Source organism: Rhodococcus sp. USK10 (assembly GCF_019378875.1).
GTDB classification, from domain to species: Bacteria; Actinomycetota; Actinomycetes; order Mycobacteriales; family Mycobacteriaceae; genus Rhodococcus_F; species Rhodococcus_F pseudokoreensis.
Window position 1 is genome coordinate 2,018,088 of the sequence record NZ_CP076048.1, and the last position, 18,916, is coordinate 2,037,003.

The 18,916-nt window shown below is 67.4% G+C and carries 23 protein-coding genes; 9 read left to right on the plus strand and 14 right to left on the minus strand.

Features of this window, described 5'->3' with window-relative positions; genetic code table 11:
* Positions 1-6: 6 nt before the first annotated feature.
* The gene (locus I1A62_RS16295; protein WP_219459178.1) at positions 7-1,182 is read right to left on the minus strand and encodes an acyl-CoA dehydrogenase family protein; all 1,176 of its coding nucleotides are present in this window, start codon (positions 1,180-1,182) and stop codon (positions 7-9) included.
* 149 nt (positions 1,183-1,331) lie between these two features.
* Between I1A62_RS16295 and pnuC the strand changes: the two genes are divergently transcribed.
* From pnuC to I1A62_RS16310, 3 genes are read left to right on the plus strand one after another with little or no spacing between them, the layout of a single operon-like run.
* Positions 1,332-1,973, plus strand: a complete 642-nt coding sequence (gene pnuC, locus I1A62_RS16300) for a nicotinamide riboside transporter PnuC (RefSeq protein ID WP_219459179.1) — start codon at positions 1,332-1,334, stop codon at positions 1,971-1,973.
* A gap of 5 nt (positions 1,974-1,978) precedes the next feature.
* Positions 1,979-3,064 (plus strand): AAA family ATPase, encoded by a 1,086-nt coding sequence (locus I1A62_RS16305; protein WP_219459180.1) that lies wholly within the window; start codon positions 1,979-1,981, stop codon positions 3,062-3,064.
* Positions 3,065-3,066: 2 nt separating this feature from the next.
* Positions 3,067-3,762, plus strand: a complete 696-nt coding sequence (locus I1A62_RS16310) for an NUDIX domain-containing protein (protein ID WP_219459181.1) — start codon at positions 3,067-3,069, stop codon at positions 3,760-3,762.
* 32 nt (positions 3,763-3,794) lie between these two features.
* On the opposite strand, the gene I1A62_RS16315 is transcribed toward I1A62_RS16310, so the two are convergent.
* The 3 genes from I1A62_RS16315 to I1A62_RS16325 are packed head-to-tail and all read right to left on the minus strand — an operon-like array spanning position 3,795 to position 5,349.
* Positions 3,795-4,244 carry a hypothetical protein gene (locus I1A62_RS16315; protein ID WP_192581677.1) on the minus strand — a complete coding sequence of 150 codons (450 nt, stop codon included), beginning with the start codon at positions 4,242-4,244 and terminating at the stop codon, positions 3,795-3,797.
* Between the two features lie 11 nt (positions 4,245-4,255).
* Complete coding sequence (locus I1A62_RS16320; protein ID WP_124389086.1) at positions 4,256-4,771, minus strand: twin-arginine translocation pathway signal; 516 nt, start codon at positions 4,769-4,771, stop codon at positions 4,256-4,258.
* Complete coding sequence (locus I1A62_RS16325; protein ID WP_219459182.1) at positions 4,768-5,349, minus strand: hypothetical protein; 582 nt, start codon at positions 5,347-5,349, stop codon at positions 4,768-4,770. Before I1A62_RS16325 ends, I1A62_RS16320 begins: the two co-directional genes overlap by 4 nt.
* A 188-nt stretch (positions 5,350-5,537) precedes the next feature.
* Here I1A62_RS16325 and I1A62_RS16330 point away from each other — a divergent pair, with 188 nt between their 5' ends.
* The 6 genes from I1A62_RS16330 to I1A62_RS16355 are packed head-to-tail and all read left to right on the plus strand — an operon-like array spanning position 5,538 to position 8,338.
* Positions 5,538-5,999 (plus strand): Asp23/Gls24 family envelope stress response protein, encoded by a 462-nt coding sequence (locus I1A62_RS16330; RefSeq protein ID WP_005252221.1) that lies wholly within the window; start codon positions 5,538-5,540, stop codon positions 5,997-5,999.
* Positions 5,996-6,310: an Asp23/Gls24 family envelope stress response protein gene (locus tag I1A62_RS16335; RefSeq protein ID WP_124389085.1), complete on the plus strand. Its 315-nt coding sequence runs from the start codon at positions 5,996-5,998 to the stop codon at positions 6,308-6,310. Before I1A62_RS16330 ends, I1A62_RS16335 begins: the two co-directional genes overlap by 4 nt.
* Positions 6,307-6,486, plus strand: a complete 180-nt coding sequence (locus I1A62_RS16340; protein ID WP_005252219.1) for a hypothetical protein — start codon at positions 6,307-6,309, stop codon at positions 6,484-6,486. The genes I1A62_RS16335 and I1A62_RS16340 overlap by 4 nt, the downstream gene beginning before the upstream one ends.
* Positions 6,479-7,459, plus strand: a complete 981-nt coding sequence (locus tag I1A62_RS16345; RefSeq protein WP_219459183.1) for a DUF6286 domain-containing Asp23/Gls24 family envelope stress response protein — start codon at positions 6,479-6,481, stop codon at positions 7,457-7,459. The genes I1A62_RS16340 and I1A62_RS16345 overlap by 8 nt, the downstream gene beginning before the upstream one ends.
* The gene (locus tag I1A62_RS16350; RefSeq protein WP_124389083.1) at positions 7,456-8,031 is read left to right on the plus strand and encodes a hypothetical protein; all 576 of its coding nucleotides are present in this window, start codon (positions 7,456-7,458) and stop codon (positions 8,029-8,031) included. Before I1A62_RS16345 ends, I1A62_RS16350 begins: the two co-directional genes overlap by 4 nt.
* 34 nt (positions 8,032-8,065) lie before the next feature.
* Positions 8,066-8,338 (plus strand): YciI family protein, encoded by a 273-nt coding sequence (locus I1A62_RS16355; RefSeq protein WP_219459184.1) that lies wholly within the window; start codon positions 8,066-8,068, stop codon positions 8,336-8,338.
* Positions 8,339-8,408: 70 nt separating this feature from the next.
* On the opposite strand, the gene tuf is transcribed toward I1A62_RS16355, so the two are convergent.
* From tuf to I1A62_RS16405, 10 genes are all read right to left on the minus strand, one after another.
* Positions 8,409-9,599, minus strand: a complete 1,191-nt coding sequence (gene tuf, locus I1A62_RS16360) for an elongation factor Tu (protein ID WP_087557087.1) — start codon at positions 9,597-9,599, stop codon at positions 8,409-8,411.
* A gap of 89 nt (positions 9,600-9,688) precedes the next feature.
* Positions 9,689-11,791, minus strand: coding sequence for an elongation factor G (gene fusA / locus I1A62_RS16365; protein ID WP_087557086.1), 2,103 nt, complete (start codon positions 11,789-11,791; stop codon positions 9,689-9,691).
* 161 nt (positions 11,792-11,952) lie between these two features.
* Complete coding sequence (rpsG, locus tag I1A62_RS16370; RefSeq protein WP_005252199.1) at positions 11,953-12,423, minus strand: 30S ribosomal protein S7; 471 nt, start codon at positions 12,421-12,423, stop codon at positions 11,953-11,955.
* The gene (gene rpsL, locus I1A62_RS16375) at positions 12,423-12,797 is read right to left on the minus strand and encodes a 30S ribosomal protein S12 (RefSeq protein ID WP_005252198.1); all 375 of its coding nucleotides are present in this window, start codon (positions 12,795-12,797) and stop codon (positions 12,423-12,425) included. Before rpsL ends, rpsG begins: the two co-directional genes overlap by 1 nt.
* A 362-nt stretch (positions 12,798-13,159) precedes the next feature.
* Positions 13,160-13,699, minus strand: coding sequence for a DUF3558 domain-containing protein (locus I1A62_RS16380; protein ID WP_124389113.1), 540 nt, complete (start codon positions 13,697-13,699; stop codon positions 13,160-13,162).
* Between the two features lie 11 nt (positions 13,700-13,710).
* Complete coding sequence (locus I1A62_RS16385; RefSeq protein WP_095862590.1) at positions 13,711-14,235, minus strand: DUF3558 domain-containing protein; 525 nt, start codon at positions 14,233-14,235, stop codon at positions 13,711-13,713.
* A gap of 38 nt (positions 14,236-14,273) precedes the next feature.
* The gene (locus tag I1A62_RS16390; RefSeq protein ID WP_219459185.1) at positions 14,274-14,891 is read right to left on the minus strand and encodes a TetR/AcrR family transcriptional regulator; all 618 of its coding nucleotides are present in this window, start codon (positions 14,889-14,891) and stop codon (positions 14,274-14,276) included.
* 59 nt (positions 14,892-14,950) lie between these two features.
* Entirely contained in the window at positions 14,951-15,751 is an 801-nt protein-coding gene (locus tag I1A62_RS16395) for an enoyl-CoA hydratase family protein (RefSeq protein WP_124389080.1), read from the minus strand.
* On the minus strand, positions 15,751-16,911 hold the full coding sequence (locus I1A62_RS16400; RefSeq protein WP_124389079.1) for an acyl-CoA dehydrogenase family protein: 1,161 nt from the start codon (positions 16,909-16,911) through the stop codon (positions 15,751-15,753). The genes I1A62_RS16395 and I1A62_RS16400 overlap by 1 nt, the downstream gene beginning before the upstream one ends.
* Entirely contained in the window at positions 16,908-18,902 is a 1,995-nt protein-coding gene (locus I1A62_RS16405; RefSeq protein ID WP_219461226.1) for a biotin carboxylase N-terminal domain-containing protein, read from the minus strand. The genes I1A62_RS16400 and I1A62_RS16405 overlap by 4 nt, the downstream gene beginning before the upstream one ends.
* Between the last annotated feature and the right edge of the window lie 14 nt (positions 18,903-18,916).

The window sequence follows — 18,916 nt, forward strand, 5'->3', positions numbered from 1 at the left end:
ACGCCCTCACAATCCGACGATCGAGGAGGCGATGATGCTGCGCTGCACTTCGCTCGATCCGCTGTAGATGGAAACCTTGCGGTAGTTCAGATAGGTCGGTGCCGTCCGCTGCGCCCAGAGCGGTGAGGAGATGCCGTCACCGGCGGCGAAGGGTAGGGAGTCGGGGCCCGCGACGTCGGTCAGCAGTTCGAGTGTCGCCTGCTGCAGTTCGGACCCGCGCAGCTTCAGCAGCGACGACGCCGGGTTCGGCTTGCCGTCGGCCGAACTCGCGACGACCCGCAGCTGGGTGAGCTCGAGCGCGATGATCTCGTTCTCGAGTTCCGCGATGCGGGCGGCGAACAGCGGGTCGTCGAGCAGCGTCCCCTCGCCGACCGAGATCTCCGCGGCGCGCTTCTTCGCCTGCGCGAGCCGGACCTTGGAGAATCCCAGGCGGGTGACGCCGGCGCGCTCGTTGCCGAGCAGGAACTTGGCGTAGCTCCAGCCTTGATTCTCCTCACCCACGAGATTCTCGGCGGGCACGCGCACGTCCTCGAAGAAGACCTCGTTGACCTCGTGGCCTCCGTCGATCAGCTTGATCGGGCGCACCGTGACGCCGGGCGTCTTCAGGTCGACGAGGATGAACGAGATGCCGGCCTGCTTCTTGGGGGCGTCCGGGTTGGTGCGGGCGAGGACGAAGATCCAGTCGGCGTGCTGCGCGAGGGTGGTCCACGTCTTCTGGCCGTTGATCACGTAGTCGTCGCCGTCGCGGACGGCGCGGGTCTTCAGCGACGCGAGGTCGGAACCGGCCTCGGGTTCGGAAAATCCCTGGCACCACCAGATGTCGAGGTTGGCGGTCGCGGGAAGGAACTTCTCCTTCTGCTCCTGCGAACCGAACGCCGCGATGACGGGGCCGACCATGCTGGTGTTGAACGCGAGCGGCTCGGGCACCGACGCGAGCTGCAGCTCGTCGAGCCAGATATGCTTCTGCACCGGCGTCCAGTCGCGGCCGCCCCACTCGACCGGCCAGTGCGGCGTCGCGAGCCCGTTGGCGTTCAGAATCCGCTGAGACTCGACGAAGCCTTCTTTCCCCACTTCTTCGCCCCGCGCATACCGCTCGCGGATCTCCGCCGGAATCTGCGTGGTGAAGAACGTTCGCATCTCGTCGCGGAACGCCAGCTCCTCGTCGGTCAAGGCCAGATTCATCGGAATTCCTTCGCACTCGAGGTCGGATTCATGTTCTGGTCCCGACGGTACCCCCACCTCCCGCGGGACACCACGACATCCCCAGTTGTAGTCAGTATGACCACGTCGGTGATATCGTTTCGTAGTCACTACGACTACAAGGAGTTCCCGTGATCGCCCTACTCGTCGACTGGCTCAATTCGGCCGCGGTGACGTCGTTCGGGACGACGACGAGCTGGGCCGAAGTGCTCGGTTTCGCGTCGGGCGCGGTGTGCGTCTGGCTCGTCGCCCGGCAGTCCGCCTGGAACTGGCCGATCGGAATCGCGAACAACCTGGTCTGGATCCTGCTGTTCTACGCAGCCGGACTCTTCGCCGACTCAGCCCTCCAACTGGTCTACATCGCGCTCGCCGTGGCCGGGTGGATCCGGTGGATCCGCGGTCGCGCCGGCAACCCGCTGCCCGTCACCGGAACGTCGCCGGAAGAATGGAGGTGGCTCGCCGGCACCGGGATCGTCGGCACCGCCGCCTTGACCGTGCTCCTGCACACGGCGACGTCGTCCACGGTCCCGTTCTGGGACGCCGTCACCACAGCCCTCTCGCTGCTGGCCACCTGGGGGCAGGTGAACAAGCGCTGGGAATCGTGGCTGCTGTGGATTGCGGCCGATCTGGTCTACGTCCCGCTCTACCTGCACAAGGGTCTGACGCTGACGGCCCTGCTGTACGTCGGATTCCTCGCGCTCTGCGTCCGCGGTCTCGTCGAGTGGCGCAGGTCTTCGGGACTCCCCGCCCTCGCGACGACCGCAGGCAGGTGACCGCAATGCGCGACCACGCGCTCGTGATCGGAAAGTTCTATCCCCCGCACGCCGGGCATCACCTGCTGATCCGGGAGGCGGCGAAGGTCGCCACCCGGGTGACGGTGGTGGTGATGGCGTCCCGGGTCGAGTCGATTCCCTTGGCGGACAGAGTGTCCTGCCTCGCCGAGTCGCATGCACTGGACCGCACGGTGACCGTGACCGGCATCGCGTGCGACGCCCCGATGGACCTGGCGTCGCGACCGGTGTGGGCCGCCCAGGTGGCGTGCATGCGCGCCGCGGTGCGACAGGTCACCGGCATCGCCGTCGACGTGGTCGTGTCGAGTGAGAAGTACGGCGACGAACTCGCCCGCTGGTTCGGCGCCGTCCACGTCCCCGTCGACCCCGAGCGGGTCCAGTTCCCGATTTCGGGGACCGACTGTCGAGCCGACCTCGCCGGCAATTGGGAACACCTCGACGCGCCCGCGCAGGCACTGCTCACCACCCGGATCGTGGTGCTCGGTGCAGAATCCACCGGGACCACCACCGTCAGTCATGCACTGGCGCAGCGCTTCCGCGCCCGCGGCGGGATCTGGCGGCGCACGCACTGGGTTCCCGAATACGGTCGCACGGCAACCGCAGACAAGCTGGCGAGAGCCCGCGTCGCCGACGCGTCCGCCGGCGTCGACGACCTCGTCTGGACCGGGCAGGATTTCGCCGACATCGCCCGCATCCAGAACGAGTGGGAAGAGGCGGCGGCGCGGTCGGGGTCGCCCCTGACGATCTGCGACACCGACGCAGAAGCGACCACCGTGTGGGAGCGGCGCTACCTCGGCCCCGACAGCACCCGGGCGCACGACCACCGGCCGGGCCGCCACGCCCTGTACCTCATTACCGACCATGTCGGTGTCCCCTTCGTGCAGGATGGGTTGCGTGACGGAGAGTCGATCCGGGAGGAGATGACGGAGTGGTTCGTCGACGCACTCACCGCCGCCGGGCGGTCGTGGGTGATGCTGACCGGGAGCCGGGCAGAGCGCCTCGACCTCGCGACCCAGGTCACTGAACAGGCACTCGCCCACCGATCGACGTTCGCCGCACCACTGGGAGGCTGACAGTGTACGACGCAACCGACTACCCACCGTTCGCCGTGACCGTCGATCTCGCGATGTTCACGCTGCGCGGCCCCGCGCTGTCGGTCCTGCTGGTGCGGCGGGGAGAGGAACCGTTCCAGGGGATGCCCGCGCTGCCCGGCGGTTTCGTTCACGCCGACGAATCGGCGGACGTCGCGGCGCGACGCGAACTGGCGGAGGAGACCGGACTAGACAGCTTTCCCGGTCACCTCGAGCAGTTGGCGACGTACAGCGAGCCGGGCCGCGACCCGCGCATGCGGGTCGTGTCGGTGGTGTTCGTGGCGTTCGCGCCGAACCTGCCGGAGCCGTCCGCCGGTTCCGACGCCGCCGACGCCTACTGGACGCCGGTCGAGGACGCGTCCCGCGAGTCGCTGGCGTTCGACCACGCGCAGATCCTCGCCGACGCCCTCGAGCGGGTGCGGGCGAAACTCGAATACACCACGTTGGCAACCCATTTCGTGGAGTCCCCGTTCTCGATCCGGGACCTGCAGACGGTGTACGAGGCCGTGTGGGACGTGACGTGGGACCGGGCGAACTTCCGCCGCAAGGTCCTGGGAACGCGGGGATTCGTCGAACCCGTCGAAGGCGTCGCCGACGCCGCATCCACGGGCGGCAGGCGCGCCCAGCTGTACCGGCCGGGCGACGCCACCACCCTGCACCCGCCGATCCCCCGCCCGTGAGTACTTGTTAACCGCCGGCGGTTAAGAAGTACTCACGGGTGGCGGAGCCGCACAACGAGCAGGAACGCGCCCCCGGCCGCGTCGATCTGCGTTTCGACGTTCAGTTCCGGTGCGAGACGGGACAACCGGTCGAGCAACCACTCCGACGCGTCCTCGGCGTCCGATTTTCCCGGGCACCGCGCCACCGCGACCCGTCCGCCCTTGCGGCCGAGTTGTTCGACGACACCGATGATCGGGGCGGGATCGACGACGAACAACCGGTCCGGCCACGGCACGACCGGTTTGACGGCGCCCTTCTTGGTGTTGCACGCGCGGTGGGCGAGGCGTTCGACGCCGCCCTTCGCCTTGGCCTTCTTCGCGGTGACGACACTGTCGATGCTGGGGCCGCGCGGGTCGTTGACCGACATGTCGGGATCCACCGGTTCGTCACACAACCAACAGCGCCACGACTCGCGGTCGCCGACCTCTCGAAGAGTGCTCATGGGCGCCAACGCTACCCGTGGGCCTGGACGGGATCGAAGCCGGAGATCAGCCAGTCGTCGCCGGATTTGGTCAGCTCGACGGAAATGCTCGTCGCCGTCACCGCCGGTTCCGGTTTCGCGGCGCTGGTGGTGCTCTGGTTGACGAACAGCAGCACCGTCGCCGTGTCGGCCGCCACCTCGACCGGACCGGACGCGGCCACCGTCGCCTGCGTGGCAACCTGGCTCTCCTTCGCCGCGGGGACGACGACGTCCGTCGTGAACTGGGTGTAATAGTCGAGGAACTCCCCCGTCAGGCGTTCCTTCGCGGCGCCGACGTCGTTCTCCACGGTGTCCGGCCCGTACGACAGCAGGGCGATCGCGCCCTGCGAAGCGGTGTCGGTGACGGCAGCGCGGACGGTGTCGTCGACGCGCTGGTCGGGCCGGTACAGCGTGAAGTACAGAACCCCGGCCAGCACGGCCGTGACCACGGTGAGCGCACCCAGGACCACGAGGAGTCTGCGCGACTTCGGCGATGCGTCGGTACTCACTGCACGAACCCCGCCTTCACGATCTTGTACGTGCCGTCCTCGAGTTGCATCGTGACCCGCATCCTCTGACCGCGGGGCTCGTCGGCGGCCCCACCCGCATTCGACACCCTCTGCGTGACCGCGACGAGCACGTCGGCGGAGTCGCCGTCCTGCCTCTCGATCGCGGCCTGACGCACCTCCCCGACCGATTTGACCTGGGCCTCCTGCATGACCGCGATGAGATCCTTTGATCGGGCTTCGAAGTCGTCGCGGAATTCTCCGGCCGACCCGTCGAGCACCTTCTGCACATCGTCGTCGGCCCGCTCGAAGTCCATCGTCGTCAGATTCACGACGCCCTGGCTCGCCGCCTCCAGAATCTGGGACCGCTGCTGCGCCGCCCGCTCCGCCTGCCAGTGCATGTAGCCGAAATAGCCGCTGACCGCAAGAAACGCGAGCGCGAGAACGGACAGCACCGCCACACCCGCGGTGACGGCCGGCGTCCGGGACATGGAGGCAGCGCCGTCAGCAGAAGCAGCGTCCGCGCTGGACGCAGCCTCCTCACTGGGGGCAGCGTCCTGGTCGGGGGCCACTTCCACCATGGGGTTCCTTTCGTCGTGCCGCACCTTCTGTTACCTGGATCACGTCATGGTACCGGGTAGTCATATCAAATATTTTTCGCATCGGTATCCGGACAGATCCGCGGGCGGAAAGGCGCGTGGGAGACCCCGCGTACCGTCGGTGATCATTACTGTTGAGGAGAAGGCAGGCGACTCGAAGGGGATCCACGATGACCAGCGATTCAGGCGCACGCAGCCGCGTGCAGTTCGGTGCCGGGGCGACACCGGAACTCGTCAGTTCCGAGGGACGGACCATCATCGCGGACGCCGTCGTCGCCAAGATCGCCGGCATCGCCACTCGTGAGATCAACGGCGTCTACGACGTGGGCGGCGGCACCGCGCGCGCCGTCGGCGCCCTCCGGGACCGGATCCCCGGCGCCCGCGTCAACCACGCCCAGGGCGTCGCCGTCGAAGTCGGGGAGAAACAGGCCGCCATCGACATCGGCATCGTCGCCGAATACGGCGTCGCACTGCACGAACTCGCGGTCGGCATCCGGCGCAACGTCATCGCGGCCGTCGAACGCATGACCGGACTCGAAGTGACCGAAGTGAACATCACCGTCTTCGACGTCATGCTGTTCGACGAATCCGAGGCCGCGTCCGAGCTCGACGGCAAACCGAGGGTGCAGTGACCGGACCGCTCCCACCGGACACCCATGCGGAGGACATCTCCGAACGCATCGTCGCAGCCGTCCTCGCGACCCCCGGAGTGGCAGCGATGCACGGCGGCGCGTTCGGCGAAGTCGCGACCTACCTACCCGGACGCCGGGTGACCGGGGTGACCGTGGGCCCCACGTCCTGTGCCGTCCATCTCGCGGCCCGCTACCCCGCCAACGTCGTCGACACCGCCGAAAGAGTGCGGGCCGCAGTGGAATCGCTGGTGGACGTCCCCGTCGACGTGATCATCGAAGATCTCCTGACAGAGACAGGACAAGCTCAATGAACAGCACCATCACAGGCCTGATCGTCGGATTACTCCTCGCCATCGCCGGCATACTCGGCGGTTTCAGCGGATTCGTCTTCGCCGTCCTGCTCGGCGCGCTGGGCATGGCCGTCGGCGCGCACCGCGACGGGCACCTCGATCTCGGCGCCATCCTCCGAAGCCGCGGCCGTGGCTGAACCGTCCACCGCACCCCCCGTCGGACCCCGGGACGACGCTGCGCTCGACGACACCGCCCAGCGCGGCGAGTTGGTCATCAAGGAACGCGCCGTCGTGAAGATCGCCGTCGCCGCGGCGCTCCAGGTACCCGGCGTCGTCAAACAGTCCGGCGGACTGTCCCGGCTGACGGGCAGAGAACTCCCCCGCGCCGACGTCTCGACGGGTGCGGACGCCGTCGCAATCAACCTGTACATCGCGGTGCAGTGGCCGTGCCACCTCGATCTCCTCAACCGCAGGCTCCGCGCACAGGTGCACCGCCAGGTCGAGCAGATGACCGGCATGCCGGTCATCGAACTCAACATCGTGGTCGTCGGAACGGAATCCGCGGCACCCGAAGACAGCGGCGCCGACAGCCTCTACTCCGAACAGGGCGATCCGGCGGTGCCGCCCCACCCGGTGGCGCCGATCCGGCCCCGCACCCCGCGCGCGACACCCGCCGCCGTGCCCGCCGCGATCATCGTCGCCGTCGCCGCCCTCGGCCTCGCAGTCGTCGCCGCGCGTGAACTGCTCATCATGCGCGGCACGTTCGCCAACGCGCCCTGGATCCGCAACACCGCGCAATGGCTGGGCAGGCTGCACTGGTCCGACTGGATCGTCCCCGTCGCCGTCGGCGCGATCGTGCTGGGAATCGTGTTCATCGTCGCCGCCCTGAAACCGCGGCCGCGCACCCATCTGCCCCTCGCGGTGGGTGACACCCCGATCGTCTGGCTGCGTCCCACCGATCTGGCCCGCAATTCCAGTAGTCACGCCAATACCGTCCCCGGGGTGGTGTCGGCGCACACGACAGTCGACCGCAAGCACGTCACCGTCCGCGTGGTGCGCACCGAGTCGACACCCACCGCGGACGTGGCCATCTCCGTCCGCGAGGCCGTGGAACCGACGCTGTCGCTGCTCGGCACATCCCCCGAACTCCGAGTGCAGGTGAAGCCGTGACCCATCGGACCGCCGCCGTCAACCGGCTGATCGTCCTGATCGTCGGGCTTCTGCTCCTCGGATTCGGCGCCTACGCCGTGGCCTGGGACCTGCGGGTTCCGATCGTCCGGGAATGGGTGTCGCGGTACGACCGCGCACGCGTCACCGCGCTGCCCGACCAGGACTGGTGGGGCTGGGCTCTCGCCGCGACGGTCGTCGTAGGACTCGTCTTCGGGATCGTGCTCCTCGCCCTCGACCTCACCCGGCGACGCACGTCCGCCGTCGCCGTACCGGACCACGAGTCGGGCACCTACGTCACCGTCGACCTGGGCTCCCTCGCCAATGGGGTCGCCAGCGAACTCGCCGAATACCCCGGTGTCAGGCAGACGCGGGCCCGCGCCGTCGTCGAACGTGGACTCCCCACCCTGTCGATCGTCGTGACCGCCGACCCCACCCTCGACATCCACGACTTCACCCGCAAGTCCGAGGACGTCGCTTCGTGGGTCGCGTCGACACTCGGCGGTGAGCAGGTCGCCACCCAGGTGTTGCTCCACCTCGACCGCGCCGACCACCCGGTACACGCCGAAAACTGACACGGGACGTCCCGGTCTCGGTAGGTTCTCCGCCATGGAGTACGTGGTGTTCTACACAACCGATCCGTCCGCCGCCGCCCGGATCCCGGAGGTCTATCCACGGCACCGGGAGTACCTGGACGCGTTCGCCGCGGAGGGCGGGATCCTCGGCATCGGACCGTTCGACGACCCGGCGAGAAACGGGTCGATGGCGGTGTTCACCAGCCGCGAGCGGGCGGAGCAGTTCATCGCACGGGACCCGTTCGTCCTCGAAGGGATCGCCCATCCCAGCGACATCCGGGAATGGGACGCGCTGAACTACCGCTGAGGCAGAACCCCGGAAACGCCGATGGCGCCCACCCCGGAGGGTGAGCGCCATCGGCGTTGGTGTAGCTAGATCACTTGTTGATCTTCGTGACCTTGCCGGCGCCGACCGTACGGCCGCCTTCGCGGATCGCGAAGCGCAGGCCCTCGTCCATGGCGACGGGCTGGATCAGCTTGACGGACATCTCGGTGTTGTCACCGGGCATGACCATCTCGGTGCCCTCGGGCAGCGTCACAACGCCCGTCACGTCCGTGGTACGGAAGTAGAACTGCGGACGGTAGTTGTTGAAGAACGGCGTGTGGCGGCCGCCCTCGTCCTTGGACAGGATGTACGCCTGGCCCTCGAACTCGGTGTGCGGGGTGGTGGTGCCGGGCTTGACGACAACCTGTCCACGCTCGACATCTTCGCGCTTGATACCACGCACGAGCAGACCGACGTTGTCACCGGCCTGGCCCGAGTCGAGGAGCTTGCGGAACATCTCGATACCCGTGACCGTGGTCTTGGTGGAGGTCTCCTTGATGCCGACGATCTCCACCTCCTCGTTCACGTTGATGACGCCACGCTCGATACGACCGGTGACGACGGTGCCACGACCCGTGATCGTGAAGACGTCCTCGACGGGCATGAGGAAGGGCTTCTCGGTCTCGCGAACCGGGTCCGGGATGGACTCGTCGACCGCAGCCATGAGCTCGAGGATGTTCTTGGTCCACTCCGGGTCGCCCTCGAGCGCCTTGAGTGCGGAGACCTTGACGACCGGAGCGTCCTCGTCGAACTCCTGCGCAGCGAGGAGCTCACGGACCTCCATCTCGACGAGCTCGATGATCTCGTCGTCGTCCACCATGTCGGCCTTGTTCAGGGCGACGAGGATGTACGGCACGCCGACCTGGCGGGCGAGCAGCACGTGCTCACGCGTCTGGGGCATCGGGCCGTCGGTGGCCGCGACCACGAGGATGGCGCCGTCCATCTGCGCCGCACCGGTGATCATGTTCTTGATGTAGTCGGCGTGACCGGGAGCATCGACGTGCGCGTAGTGGCGCTTCTCGGTCTGGTACTCAACATGCGAGATGTTGATCGTGATACCGCGAGCCTTCTCCTCAGGAGCCTTGTCGATCTCGTCGAAGGCCGAGGCCTCGTTGAGATCCGGGTACGCGTCATGCAGAACCTTGGTGATGGCCGCGGTCAGCGTGGTCTTGCCGTGGTCGACGTGACCGATGGTGCCGATGTTCACGTGCGGCTTCGTCCGCTCGAACTTCGCCTTCGCCACTGTGTGTCCTCCTGGACTGATTGATGCTTGCGGTATGCAGCAGTGCGGTTGTTATTACTGGGTCGTGCTTCGGCCGGCTGGAACCGAGGTTACTCGCCGGTCGCCTTGGCGATGATTTCCTTCGAGACGTTCGCGGGAACCTCTGCGTAGGAATCGAACACCATGGAGAAGTTCGCCCGGCCCTGGGTCTTCGACCGCAGATCACCGATGTAACCAAACATCTCCGAGAGCGGAACCAGCGCCTTCACGACACGGGCACCACTGCGTTCCTCCATGGCCTGGATCTGGCCACGGCGGGAGTTCAGGTCGCCGATCACGTCACCCATGTACTCCTCGGGTGTGGTGACCTCGACAGCCATGAGCGGCTCGAGAATGACCGGGCCGGCCTTGCGGGCGGCTTCCTTCAGCGCCTGCGAACCGGCGACCTTGAAGGCCATTTCCGACGAGTCGACGTCGTGGTACGCACCGTCGAGCAGCGACAGCTTCAGGTTCACCAGCGGGTAGCCGGCGAGAACGCCGTACTGCATCGCGTCCTGCGCGCCTGCATCCACGGAGGGGATGTACTCGCGAGGGATGCGGCCACCGGAGACCTTGTTCTCGAACTCGTAGGAGGCACCGTCTTCGCCGACGAACGGCTCCAGCGCGATGATCACCTTGGCGAACTGGCCCGATCCACCCGTCTGCTTCTTGTGGGTGTAGTCGTGCTTCTCGACCTTCTTGGTGATGGTCTCGCGGTAGGCGACCTGCGGCTTGCCGACGTTGGCCTCCACCTTGAACTCGCGACGCATACGGTCGACGAGGATGTCGAGGTGGAGCTCGCCCATGCCGCCGATGACGGTCTGGCCGGTCTCTTCGTCGAGTTCGACGGAGAACGTCGGGTCCTCTTCGGCGAGCTTCTGGATCGCGGTGCCCAGCTTCTCCTGGTCGGACTTCGTCTTGGGCTCGATCGAGACCTGGATGACCGGGTCCGGGAAGCTCATGGACTCGAGCACGATCGGGGCGTCCTGTGCACACAGGGTGTCACCGGTCGTGGTGTCCTTCAGGCCGATCATCGCGTAGATGTGGCCGGCCACGGCCTCGTCGACCGGGTTCTCCTTGTTGGCGTGCATCTGGAAGAGCTTTCCGATGCGCTCCTTCTTGCCCTTGGTCGCGTTCATGACCTGGGCACCCGGATCGATCCGGCCGGAGTACACGCGGACGAACGTCAGCTTGCCGAAGAACGGGTGCGAAGCGATCTTGAAGGCCAGAGCCGAGAACGGCTCTTCCTTGCTCGGCTTACGCGTGAGGATCTCTTCCTCGTTGCCGAGGGCGTGACCCTGGACCTCGCCGATGTCCAGCGGGTTCGGCAGGTAGTCGATGACCGCGTCGAGCATGGGCTGAACACCCTTGTTCTTGAACGCGGAACCACACAGCACCGGGTACAGCTCGGAGTTGACCGTCATCTTGCGGATGGCGCCCTTGATCTCCTCGACGCTGAGTTCCTCGCCGGCGAAGTACTTCTCCATGAGCTTTTCGTCGGACTCGGCAACCGTCTCGAGCAGCTTCTCGCGGTACTCGGCAGCCTTGTCGGCAAGATCGGCCGGGATCTCCTCGATGGTGGGCTCGGCGCCGATGGCGACCGTGCCACGCCAGGTGACAGCCTTCATCTCGACCAGGTCGACGACACCGTCGAAGTCGTCCTCCGCGCCGATCGGCAGCTGCAGGACGAGCGGCTTCGCGCCGAGGCGGTCGATGATGGTCTGGACCGTGAAGTAGAAGTCCGCGCCCATCTTGTCCATCTTGTTGACGAAACAGATGCGCGGAACGTCGTACTTGGCGGCCTGACGCCACACCTGCTCCGACTGGGGCTCGACGCCCTCTTTGCCGTCGAACACTGCGACGGCGCCGTCGAGCACGCGGAGCGAACGCTCCACCTCGACGGTGAAGTCGACGTGGCCCGGCGTGTCGATGATGTTGATCTGGTTGTTGTTCCAGAAGCAGGTCACCGCGGCAGAGGTGATCGTGATGCCGCGTTCCTTCTCCTGTTCCATCCAGTCCGTGGTCGAGGCACCGTCGTGCGTCTCACCGATCTTGTAGTTGACACCGGTGTAGAACAGGATGCGCTCGGTGGTCGTGGTCTTGCCGGCATCGATGTGCGCCATGATGCCGATGTTGCGGACCTTGTTCAGGTCGGTCAGCACTTCCTGTGCCACAGGATTCTTCCCCGCTCGTAGCTCGTGTATCGGGTGACGGCCTCCCCGGTGTTCCACCAGCGGGGCCATTGTCTCGAGTTGTAGATCAGCCGGTCCCCGGTAGGGGCCCGACGTGCGACGACGCCGGAGCAGTCACGGTAGGTGACTGCTCCGACGTGACGTCACCAGCGGTAGTGGGCGAATGCCTTGTTGGCTTCGGCCATCTTGTGAGTGTCCTCGCGACGCTTCACAGCGGCACCCAGGCCGTTGCTGGCATCGAGGAGCTCGTTGGCGAGACGCTCGACCATCGTCTTCTCACGACGCTGCCGGGAGAAGGTCACCAGCCAGCGGAGCGCGAGGGTGGTGGAGCGACCCGGACGGACCTCGACCGGCACCTGGTAGGTGGCGCCACCGACACGGCGGCTGCGAACCTCGAGGGCGGGCTTGACGTTGTCCAGTGCGCGCTTGAGGGTGACGACCGGGTCGGTGCCGGTCTTCTCACGCGCCTGCTCGAGCGCTTCGTACACGATGCGCTCGGCGGTGGACTTCTTGCCGTCCAGGAGAATCTTGTTGACGAGCTGCGTCACCAGGGGCGAACCGTAGACCGGGTCGTTGATGAGCGGACGCTTCGGAGCGGGGCCCTTACGTGGCATTAGCTCTTCTCCTTCTTGGCGCCGTAGCGGCTGCGGGCCTGCTTGCGGCCCTTGACACCCTGGGTGTCGAGGGAGCCGCGGATGATCTTGTAGCGCACACCGGGGAGGTCCTTCACACGACCACCGCGGACGAGCACCATCGAGTGCTCCTGCAGGTTGTGGCCCTCGCCCGGGATGTAAGCGGTGACCTCGACGGAGCTGGTCAAGCGCACACGCGCGACCTTACGGAGCGCCGAGTTCGGCTTCTTCGGGGTGGTGGTGTACACGCGGGTGCACACGCCACGACGCTGCGGGCTGCCCTTGAGGGCTGCCGTCTTGACCTTCGCGGTCTTGTCGCGGCGGCCCTTGCGGACCAGCTGGTTGATGGTTGGCATTTACCGGCTTTCTTCGTGTTGAACAGACTGCTCTGGACAAGCAACCTTGGCTGTTCTGAAATTAGGGATCTAGCAGTTGGGGCAAGAGAGCTGCTGCCCCTCACCCGCACCTCGAGCTGCACCCGAGGTCGGGTGTGTCGCATACCCCCACACAGGCAGCCGGATGCTCGTTCCATGCAGAAATCTGCACGAACGCGCGCACGGCAATACCTCGCTAGGCACACAGATCGGCCCGGGCATGCCGGACACGACCCACAACGATACCCGGCGGCGCGCCGGAAGGTCAAAGTGGGCGGGCAATGGTAAGGGCTGACCTGCGATGGGCGGTACTGCTCGGAGCTGTCGGTACGGACACGGGCACATCAACTACTCAGATTGAGCGTCAGATCCGCAAGCGTCGATGCCGCCTGGCACGGGTCTGCCGCCCCCGTCTGGAACTGTACCCACCAGCCGACGACCCCCGAAGAGGGCGACCCGACCGTCACTCCGCACGCCCCCGGGTCGCCGGGCGGACGCATCACGACGGCCCTGCGTCCCTGGATGGTGGAGGCTTCCACCGTGTAGCCGAGCTTCTCCGCGGTCGACTTCTCCGTGTCGAGGGAGCCGGTCTCGAACCAGTTGAACGTCACCTTCACGGGACCATTGGCGCCGACAGCGTCCCAGCGGCAGATCGCGCCGAAGAAGCCCCGTTGGATGGCGTCGGCGCCGACGGTCTGCGCGATCTGTTCGTCGGCGACCGCGTTGCACTCCTCGAGCAGGGCCGTGAACTGTTCGGTGTCCCCCGAGGAGGAAGCGCCCTCCACTGTCGGTGAGCCCTCGATCGTCGACCCGCACCCCGCGATCAGCCCGACCGCGGTGACCGCGGTCAGCACCCGCACGGCGCGCCACGTCCGCCTGCCCATCACTCTCCCGCTCACTTGGCCCTCGACACGCTGAGTTCGGCGAGGTCGCGCGCCACCTTGCACGGATCCGCCGCGGGTTGCGCGTCCGCGTACATCACCGACCAGTGCACGAAGTCACCGCCGAACTCCACACCGAGTTCACACAGAATTCCTTCGGACGACGCGATGAAGCCGGGATGTCCCTGGACGTCGATGTCGGTGGCCGGCCTGCCGATCAGCTCCGAACCCGCCCGCTCGCGGCCGATCGGACTGCCGCGGTACCACGAAAACGTCACGCTGGGACCGCCTATTCCCGCGGTTTCCCACTCGCAGCCGACGGAATTGCGCGTCACCCCGGTGAAGGGCGGCATCCCGAACGCCTTCGCCACCTCGTCGTCGGTGACCGAACCGCACTGACCGAAGAACGGGCCCGGATCGGTCACCTGCGGAAGACTCTGTGCGGCGGGTGCGGTACCGGAATCGTCGCCGTCTCCCCCACAGCCGGCCAGACCGGCCGCGACGGTGATCAGGACGAGCGCTCCCCATTTCCGGCCCATGGTCGGTGACTCTACCGATCCCCGCAATCTTTGCCCGGTCAGTCGAGAACGGCCACGTCGAGGCGCCTCGGTAGGGCTGCGTCCAGCTGCGCAGCCCACTGCCGCACGATCTCCGCGCGCCGCTTGGAGTCGTCCGTGAGCACGTCGGCCAGGCCGAGTCCGCGGGCGAGATCGAGGGTGGCCTGGACGAGCCGGTGCGCGACGGGATCGGCGTCGTCGAACCCGAAGTGTTCGACGGCGGTGCGGTGCGCGACCCGACCGAACCGTTCCTCGAGCGGCACGATCCGGGCTCGCAGTTCGGGGTCGGCGGCGGCCGCCGTCCACACCTGCAGCGCCGCCTTGAACAGGGTGCCGGTGTAGTAGTCGACGAGCCGCGACACCACCGCCTCGGTGCGCCCCTCCCCGGTCGGCAGGTCGGTGGCCTCGCGCCGGGCCTGCTCCATCCGGGCGTCGAACATGACCTCGAGCGCCGCGGTGATGAGGTCTTCTCGGGTGGGGAAATGGTGCTGGGTCGCGCCGCGGGACACGCCGGCACGCTGGGCGACGAGGCTCACCGTCGTCGCGCCCCAGCCCAGTTCCGCGAGGCAGTCGATGGTGACCTCGAGGAGATGTCCGCGCGTGACCCGGCTACGGTCCTGCTTCGGTTCGCGGGTCATGTGTCACTTCCTCTCGTCGCGCTGCGCGCCTGTGAGTGGTTGACGAGTCCAGAGACTCGTCAACCACGCACAGGGCCGGAGGCCCATCTCGGCGGCCGCTTCTGCAGAAACGCCATCATGCCTTCCCGCGCCTCCTCGGATTCGAACAGCCTCGCCGACTGGGCGGTCAGCTCGTCGGTGTAGCGGTCGAAGTCGGCGAGCACACCGCGGGTGGTCAACGTCTTCGACTCGGCCAGACCCTGCGGCGACGCCTGCCGCAACTGGTCCAGCAATTCCTCGACGGTATCGGCGGGATCCTCGGCGGACTCACTGATCAGCCCGATCGCCTCCGCCTCGTGGGCGCCGAACTTCTCGCCGGTGAGCAGGTAGCGGCTCGCGGCGCGCGAATCGATGCGGGGCAGCACGGTCAGCGAGATGATCGACGCGGCGAGCCCGAGCCGGACCTCGGTGAGCGCGAACGTGCTGCGCGGCCCGGCGACGGCGAGGTCGCACGCCCCGACCAGTCCCATGCCCCCGGCCCGGACGTGACCGTCGATCCGGGCGATCACCGGTTTCGGCAACTCGACGATGGCGCGCAGCAGTTCGGCCATCTGCCGAGTGCGCGAGCCGACGTCGCCGGACGCCTCGCTCAGATCCGCCCCGGCGCAGAACGTGCCGCCGGTGTGGGTGAGGACGACGCCGCGGACGTCGTTGTCCGCGGCGGCGTCCCGCAATCCCTGCAGCAGTTCGTCCACGAGCCTGCCGGAGATCGCGTTCCTGTTGTGGGGCGAATCGAGGGTGAGGGTGGCGAACCCTCGATCCACCTCGTACCGGACGTACCGGTCGGCTTCCACGTCGGTCATGTGCTGTCCGTTCGACATCAGTACGACTTCGGCAACCCCAGCGAGTGCTGGGAGACGAAGTTCAGGATCATTTCCCGGCTCACCGGGGCGACACGGGCGATACGCGCCGCACCGAGCATCGCCGCGAGACCGTATTCCTTGGTCAGGCCGGCGCCGCCGTGCGTCTGGACGGCCTGGTCGAGCGCCTTGATGCTGGCCTCGGCGGCGGCGTACTTGGCCATGTTCGCGGCCTCCGCCGCGCCGAAGTCGTCGCCGCTGTCGTAGAGGACCGCGGCCTTCTGCATCATCAGCTTGGCCAGTTCGAGTTCGATCTTGATCTGCGCCAGCGGATGCGAGATGCCCTGATGCGCGCCGATCGGCTCCTTCCACACCGTGCGCTCCTTCGCGAACCGGACCGCGGCGTCCAGCGCGTAGCGGCCCATGCCGATCGCCATCGCCGCGCCGAGGATCCGTTCGGGGTTGAGACCGGCGAACAGCTGCATCAAGGCCGCGTCGGCCTCCCCGACGAGCGCGTCGGCGGGCAACCGGACGTCGTCGAGGAACAGCATGAACTGGTGGTCGGGCTCGACGATGTCCATCTCCATCGGCGTCTTCACGAAATTCTCGGCGTCGGTGGGGACGATGAACAGCGCGGGCTTCAGCTTGCCGGTCTTCGAGTCCTCGGTCCGCGCGACGATCAGCACGGCGTCCGCCTGGTCGACACCGGAGATGTAAATCTTGTTCCCCGACAGCAGCCAGTCGTCACCGTCTCGCCTCGCGGTGGTCGAGATCTGATGCGAGTTGGACCCCGCGTCGGCCTCCGTGATGCCGAACGCCATGATCTTCGAGCCGTCGGCGAGACCGGGGAGCCACTTCTGCTTCTGGTCCGCCGTGCCGTACTTGCCGATGATCGTGCCGCAGATGGCGGGCGAGACGACAACCAGCAGGAGTCCGGCGCCGTGGGCGGCGAGTTCTTCCTGGACGAGCGCCAGTTCGTAGATGCCCGCGCCGCCGCCCCCGTATTCCTCGGGGAGGTTGACGCCGAGGAAGCCGAGTTTGCCCGCCTCGTTCCACAATTCGGTGAGCGGTTCGCCGCGCCGCGCCCGCGGCAGCACGTAGTCGACGTAGTTGAAGCGCTCCCCGAGCCTCGACACGGAGGCGCGGAGTTCCTTCTGTTCTTCTGTTTCGATGAAGCTCATGATTCTCCCTCTGCCTGCGCTGCTTCGACTACTGCCAGGACCGTTCCCATGTCGACCTGCGTGCCGACGGTCACGGAAAGTTCGGTGAGGACACCGGACGCCGGCGCCTTGATCGTGTGTTCCATCTTCATCGCCTCGAGCCACACGATCGGCTGACCGGCCGTCACCGCATCGCCGACCACGGCGCCGACGCGGATGACGGAACCCGGCATCGGAGCGAGCAGCGACCCCTCGGCGACGACGGCACTCGGGTCGGTGAATCGCGGTGCGGCGTGCAGGCTCACAGGCCCCAGGGCGGAATCGACGAAGACGTCGTCGCCGTACCGGGACACCTCGAACGAGCGGCGCAGGCCCGCGACATCCAGTGCGACGTGCCGTGCCGTCGCCGACACGAGTGAGACGTCGCCGAACCCCTCCGCCTTCAGCCCGTACCGGGTGAGCAGGTACCGGACCTCGACGTCGCCGCCGGTACCGGTGAACGTCTTGCACTGCGGCGCGGACGCCAGGTTCCGCCACCCGCTGGGGAGCGTCGAGTCGACCGTCGCGACGTCACGGTTGTGCGCGGCGTCGGCAAGGGCGGCGGCCAGCGCCGACAGTCGCTCGGTCTCCACCGACGCCAGCGGCTGCGCCAGCACGTCCAGTCCGTGGGTGTCGAAGAAGGCGGTGTCCGTGTCGCCCGCGAGGAACGCCGGGTGGCGGAGCACGTTGACCAGGAGGTCGCGGTTGGTGCGGAGTCCGTGGATCTGCGCGCGGCCCAGTGCCGTCGCCAGCCGGGTCGCTGCCTGCGTCCGGGTGGGTGCGAACGAGATGACCTTCGCGAGCATCGGGTCGTAGTGCACGCCGACGGTGGACCCCTCGACCACCCCGGAGTCGAGGCGGATGCCCGGCGTGCGGAGAACGTCGAATTCGACCACGCTGCCGGGTAGCGCCAGGCGGTGGACCGGTCCGCTCTGCGGCTGCCAGTTCTGCGCGGGGTCCTCGGCGTACAGCCGGACCTCGATGGAATGGCCGGACACGGCGGGCGAATCGGCGTCGAGTGCCAAACCTGACGCCACCTGCAGTTGCAGGTCCACCAGGTCGAGACCGGTGGTGCATTCGGTGACCGGGTGCTCCACCTGAAGGCGGGTGTTCATCTCCAGAAAGAAGAAGTCCCCACCGTCGGTGTCCGCTCGTCCGGTCGCCAGGAACTCGACCGTCCCCGCCCCCTCGTAGTCGATGGCCTTCGCCGCGAGCCGGGCGGCCTCGAACAGCCGCTCACGCATTCCCGGGACGGCCTCGACCAGCGGCGACGGCGCCTCCTCCACCACTTTCTGGTGCCGGCGCTGGATGGAGCACTCGCGCTCCCCCACCGCCCACACGGTTCCGTGCCGGTCGGCCATCACCTGGACCTCGATGTGCCTGCCCGTCTCGAGGTAGCGCTCGCAGAACACGGTCGGGTCGCCGAACGCCGATTGCGCTTCGCGCCGCGCGCCCTCCAGCTGTTCCGGAAGGTCCGCGAGTTCACGCACGACGCGCATGCCGCGTCCGCCGCCGCCCGCGGACGCCTTGACGAGCACCGGCAGATCGGCTTCGGTGACGGCGTCCGGATCGAGTTCGGCCAGCACCGGGACCCCGGCGGCGGCCATCAACTTCTTGGACTCGACCTTGGAACCCATCATCTCGATGGCGGGCGCGGGCGGTCCGATCCACGTCAGCCCCGCATCGTGGACGGCGCGCGCGAACTCCGCGTTCTCGGACAGGAACCCGTAGCCGGGGTGGATGGCGTCTGCACCGGCGAGCAGCGCCGCCTCGATGACGAGGTCACCGCGCAGGTAGGTGTCGGCGGGACTGTTGCCCGGCAACCGGACCGCGGCGTCGGCCTCGGTGACGTGCGGGCTGAGCGCGTCGGCGTCCGAGAACACGGCGACGGTCCCGATGCCTGAGCGGCGGCAGGTGGCGAAGATGCGGCGGGCGATCTCGCCGCGGTTGGCAACCAGTACGGACTGGATCATTGCAGGGGCGAGCG

What these genes read in the sequence shown, in the direction of transcription:
- I1A62_RS16355 (WP_219459184.1), top strand. Translation starts at nt 8,066, where the DNA reads ATGGAGTACGTGGTGTTCTACACAACCGATCCGTCCGCCGCCGCCCGG.
- I1A62_RS16305 (WP_219459180.1), top strand. Translation starts at nt 1,979, where the DNA reads ATGCGCGACCACGCGCTCGTGATCGGAAAGTTCTATCCCCCGCACGCC.
- I1A62_RS16390 (WP_219459185.1), bottom strand. Translation starts at nt 14,891, where the DNA reads ATGACCCGCGAACCGAAGCAGGACCGTAGCCGGGTCACGCGCGGACAT.
- I1A62_RS16395 (WP_124389080.1), bottom strand. Translation starts at nt 15,751, where the DNA reads ATGTCGAACGGACAGCACATGACCGACGTGGAAGCCGACCGGTACGTC.
- rpsG (WP_005252199.1), bottom strand. Translation starts at nt 12,423, where the DNA reads ATGCCACGTAAGGGCCCCGCTCCGAAGCGTCCGCTCATCAACGACCCG.
- I1A62_RS16330 (WP_005252221.1), top strand. Translation starts at nt 5,538, where the DNA reads ATGACCAGCGATTCAGGCGCACGCAGCCGCGTGCAGTTCGGTGCCGGG.
- I1A62_RS16315 (WP_192581677.1), bottom strand. Translation starts at nt 4,244, where the DNA reads ATGAGCACTCTTCGAGAGGTCGGCGACCGCGAGTCGTGGCGCTGTTGG.
- I1A62_RS16385 (WP_095862590.1), bottom strand. Translation starts at nt 14,235, where the DNA reads ATGGGCCGGAAATGGGGAGCGCTCGTCCTGATCACCGTCGCGGCCGGT.
- rpsL (WP_005252198.1), bottom strand. Translation starts at nt 12,797, where the DNA reads ATGCCAACCATCAACCAGCTGGTCCGCAAGGGCCGCCGCGACAAGACC.
- I1A62_RS16295 (WP_219459178.1), bottom strand. Translation starts at nt 1,182, where the DNA reads ATGAATCTGGCCTTGACCGACGAGGAGCTGGCGTTCCGCGACGAGATG.
- I1A62_RS16400 (WP_124389079.1), bottom strand. Translation starts at nt 16,911, where the DNA reads ATGAGCTTCATCGAAACAGAAGAACAGAAGGAACTCCGCGCCTCCGTG.
- I1A62_RS16380 (WP_124389113.1), bottom strand. Translation starts at nt 13,699, where the DNA reads ATGGGCAGGCGGACGTGGCGCGCCGTGCGGGTGCTGACCGCGGTCACC.
- I1A62_RS16340 (WP_005252219.1), top strand. Translation starts at nt 6,307, where the DNA reads ATGAACAGCACCATCACAGGCCTGATCGTCGGATTACTCCTCGCCATC.
- I1A62_RS16405 (WP_219461226.1), bottom strand. Translation starts at nt 18,902, where the DNA reads ATGATCCAGTCCGTACTGGTTGCCAACCGCGGCGAGATCGCCCGCCGC.
- I1A62_RS16325 (WP_219459182.1), bottom strand. Translation starts at nt 5,349, where the DNA reads ATGGTGGAAGTGGCCCCCGACCAGGACGCTGCCCCCAGTGAGGAGGCT.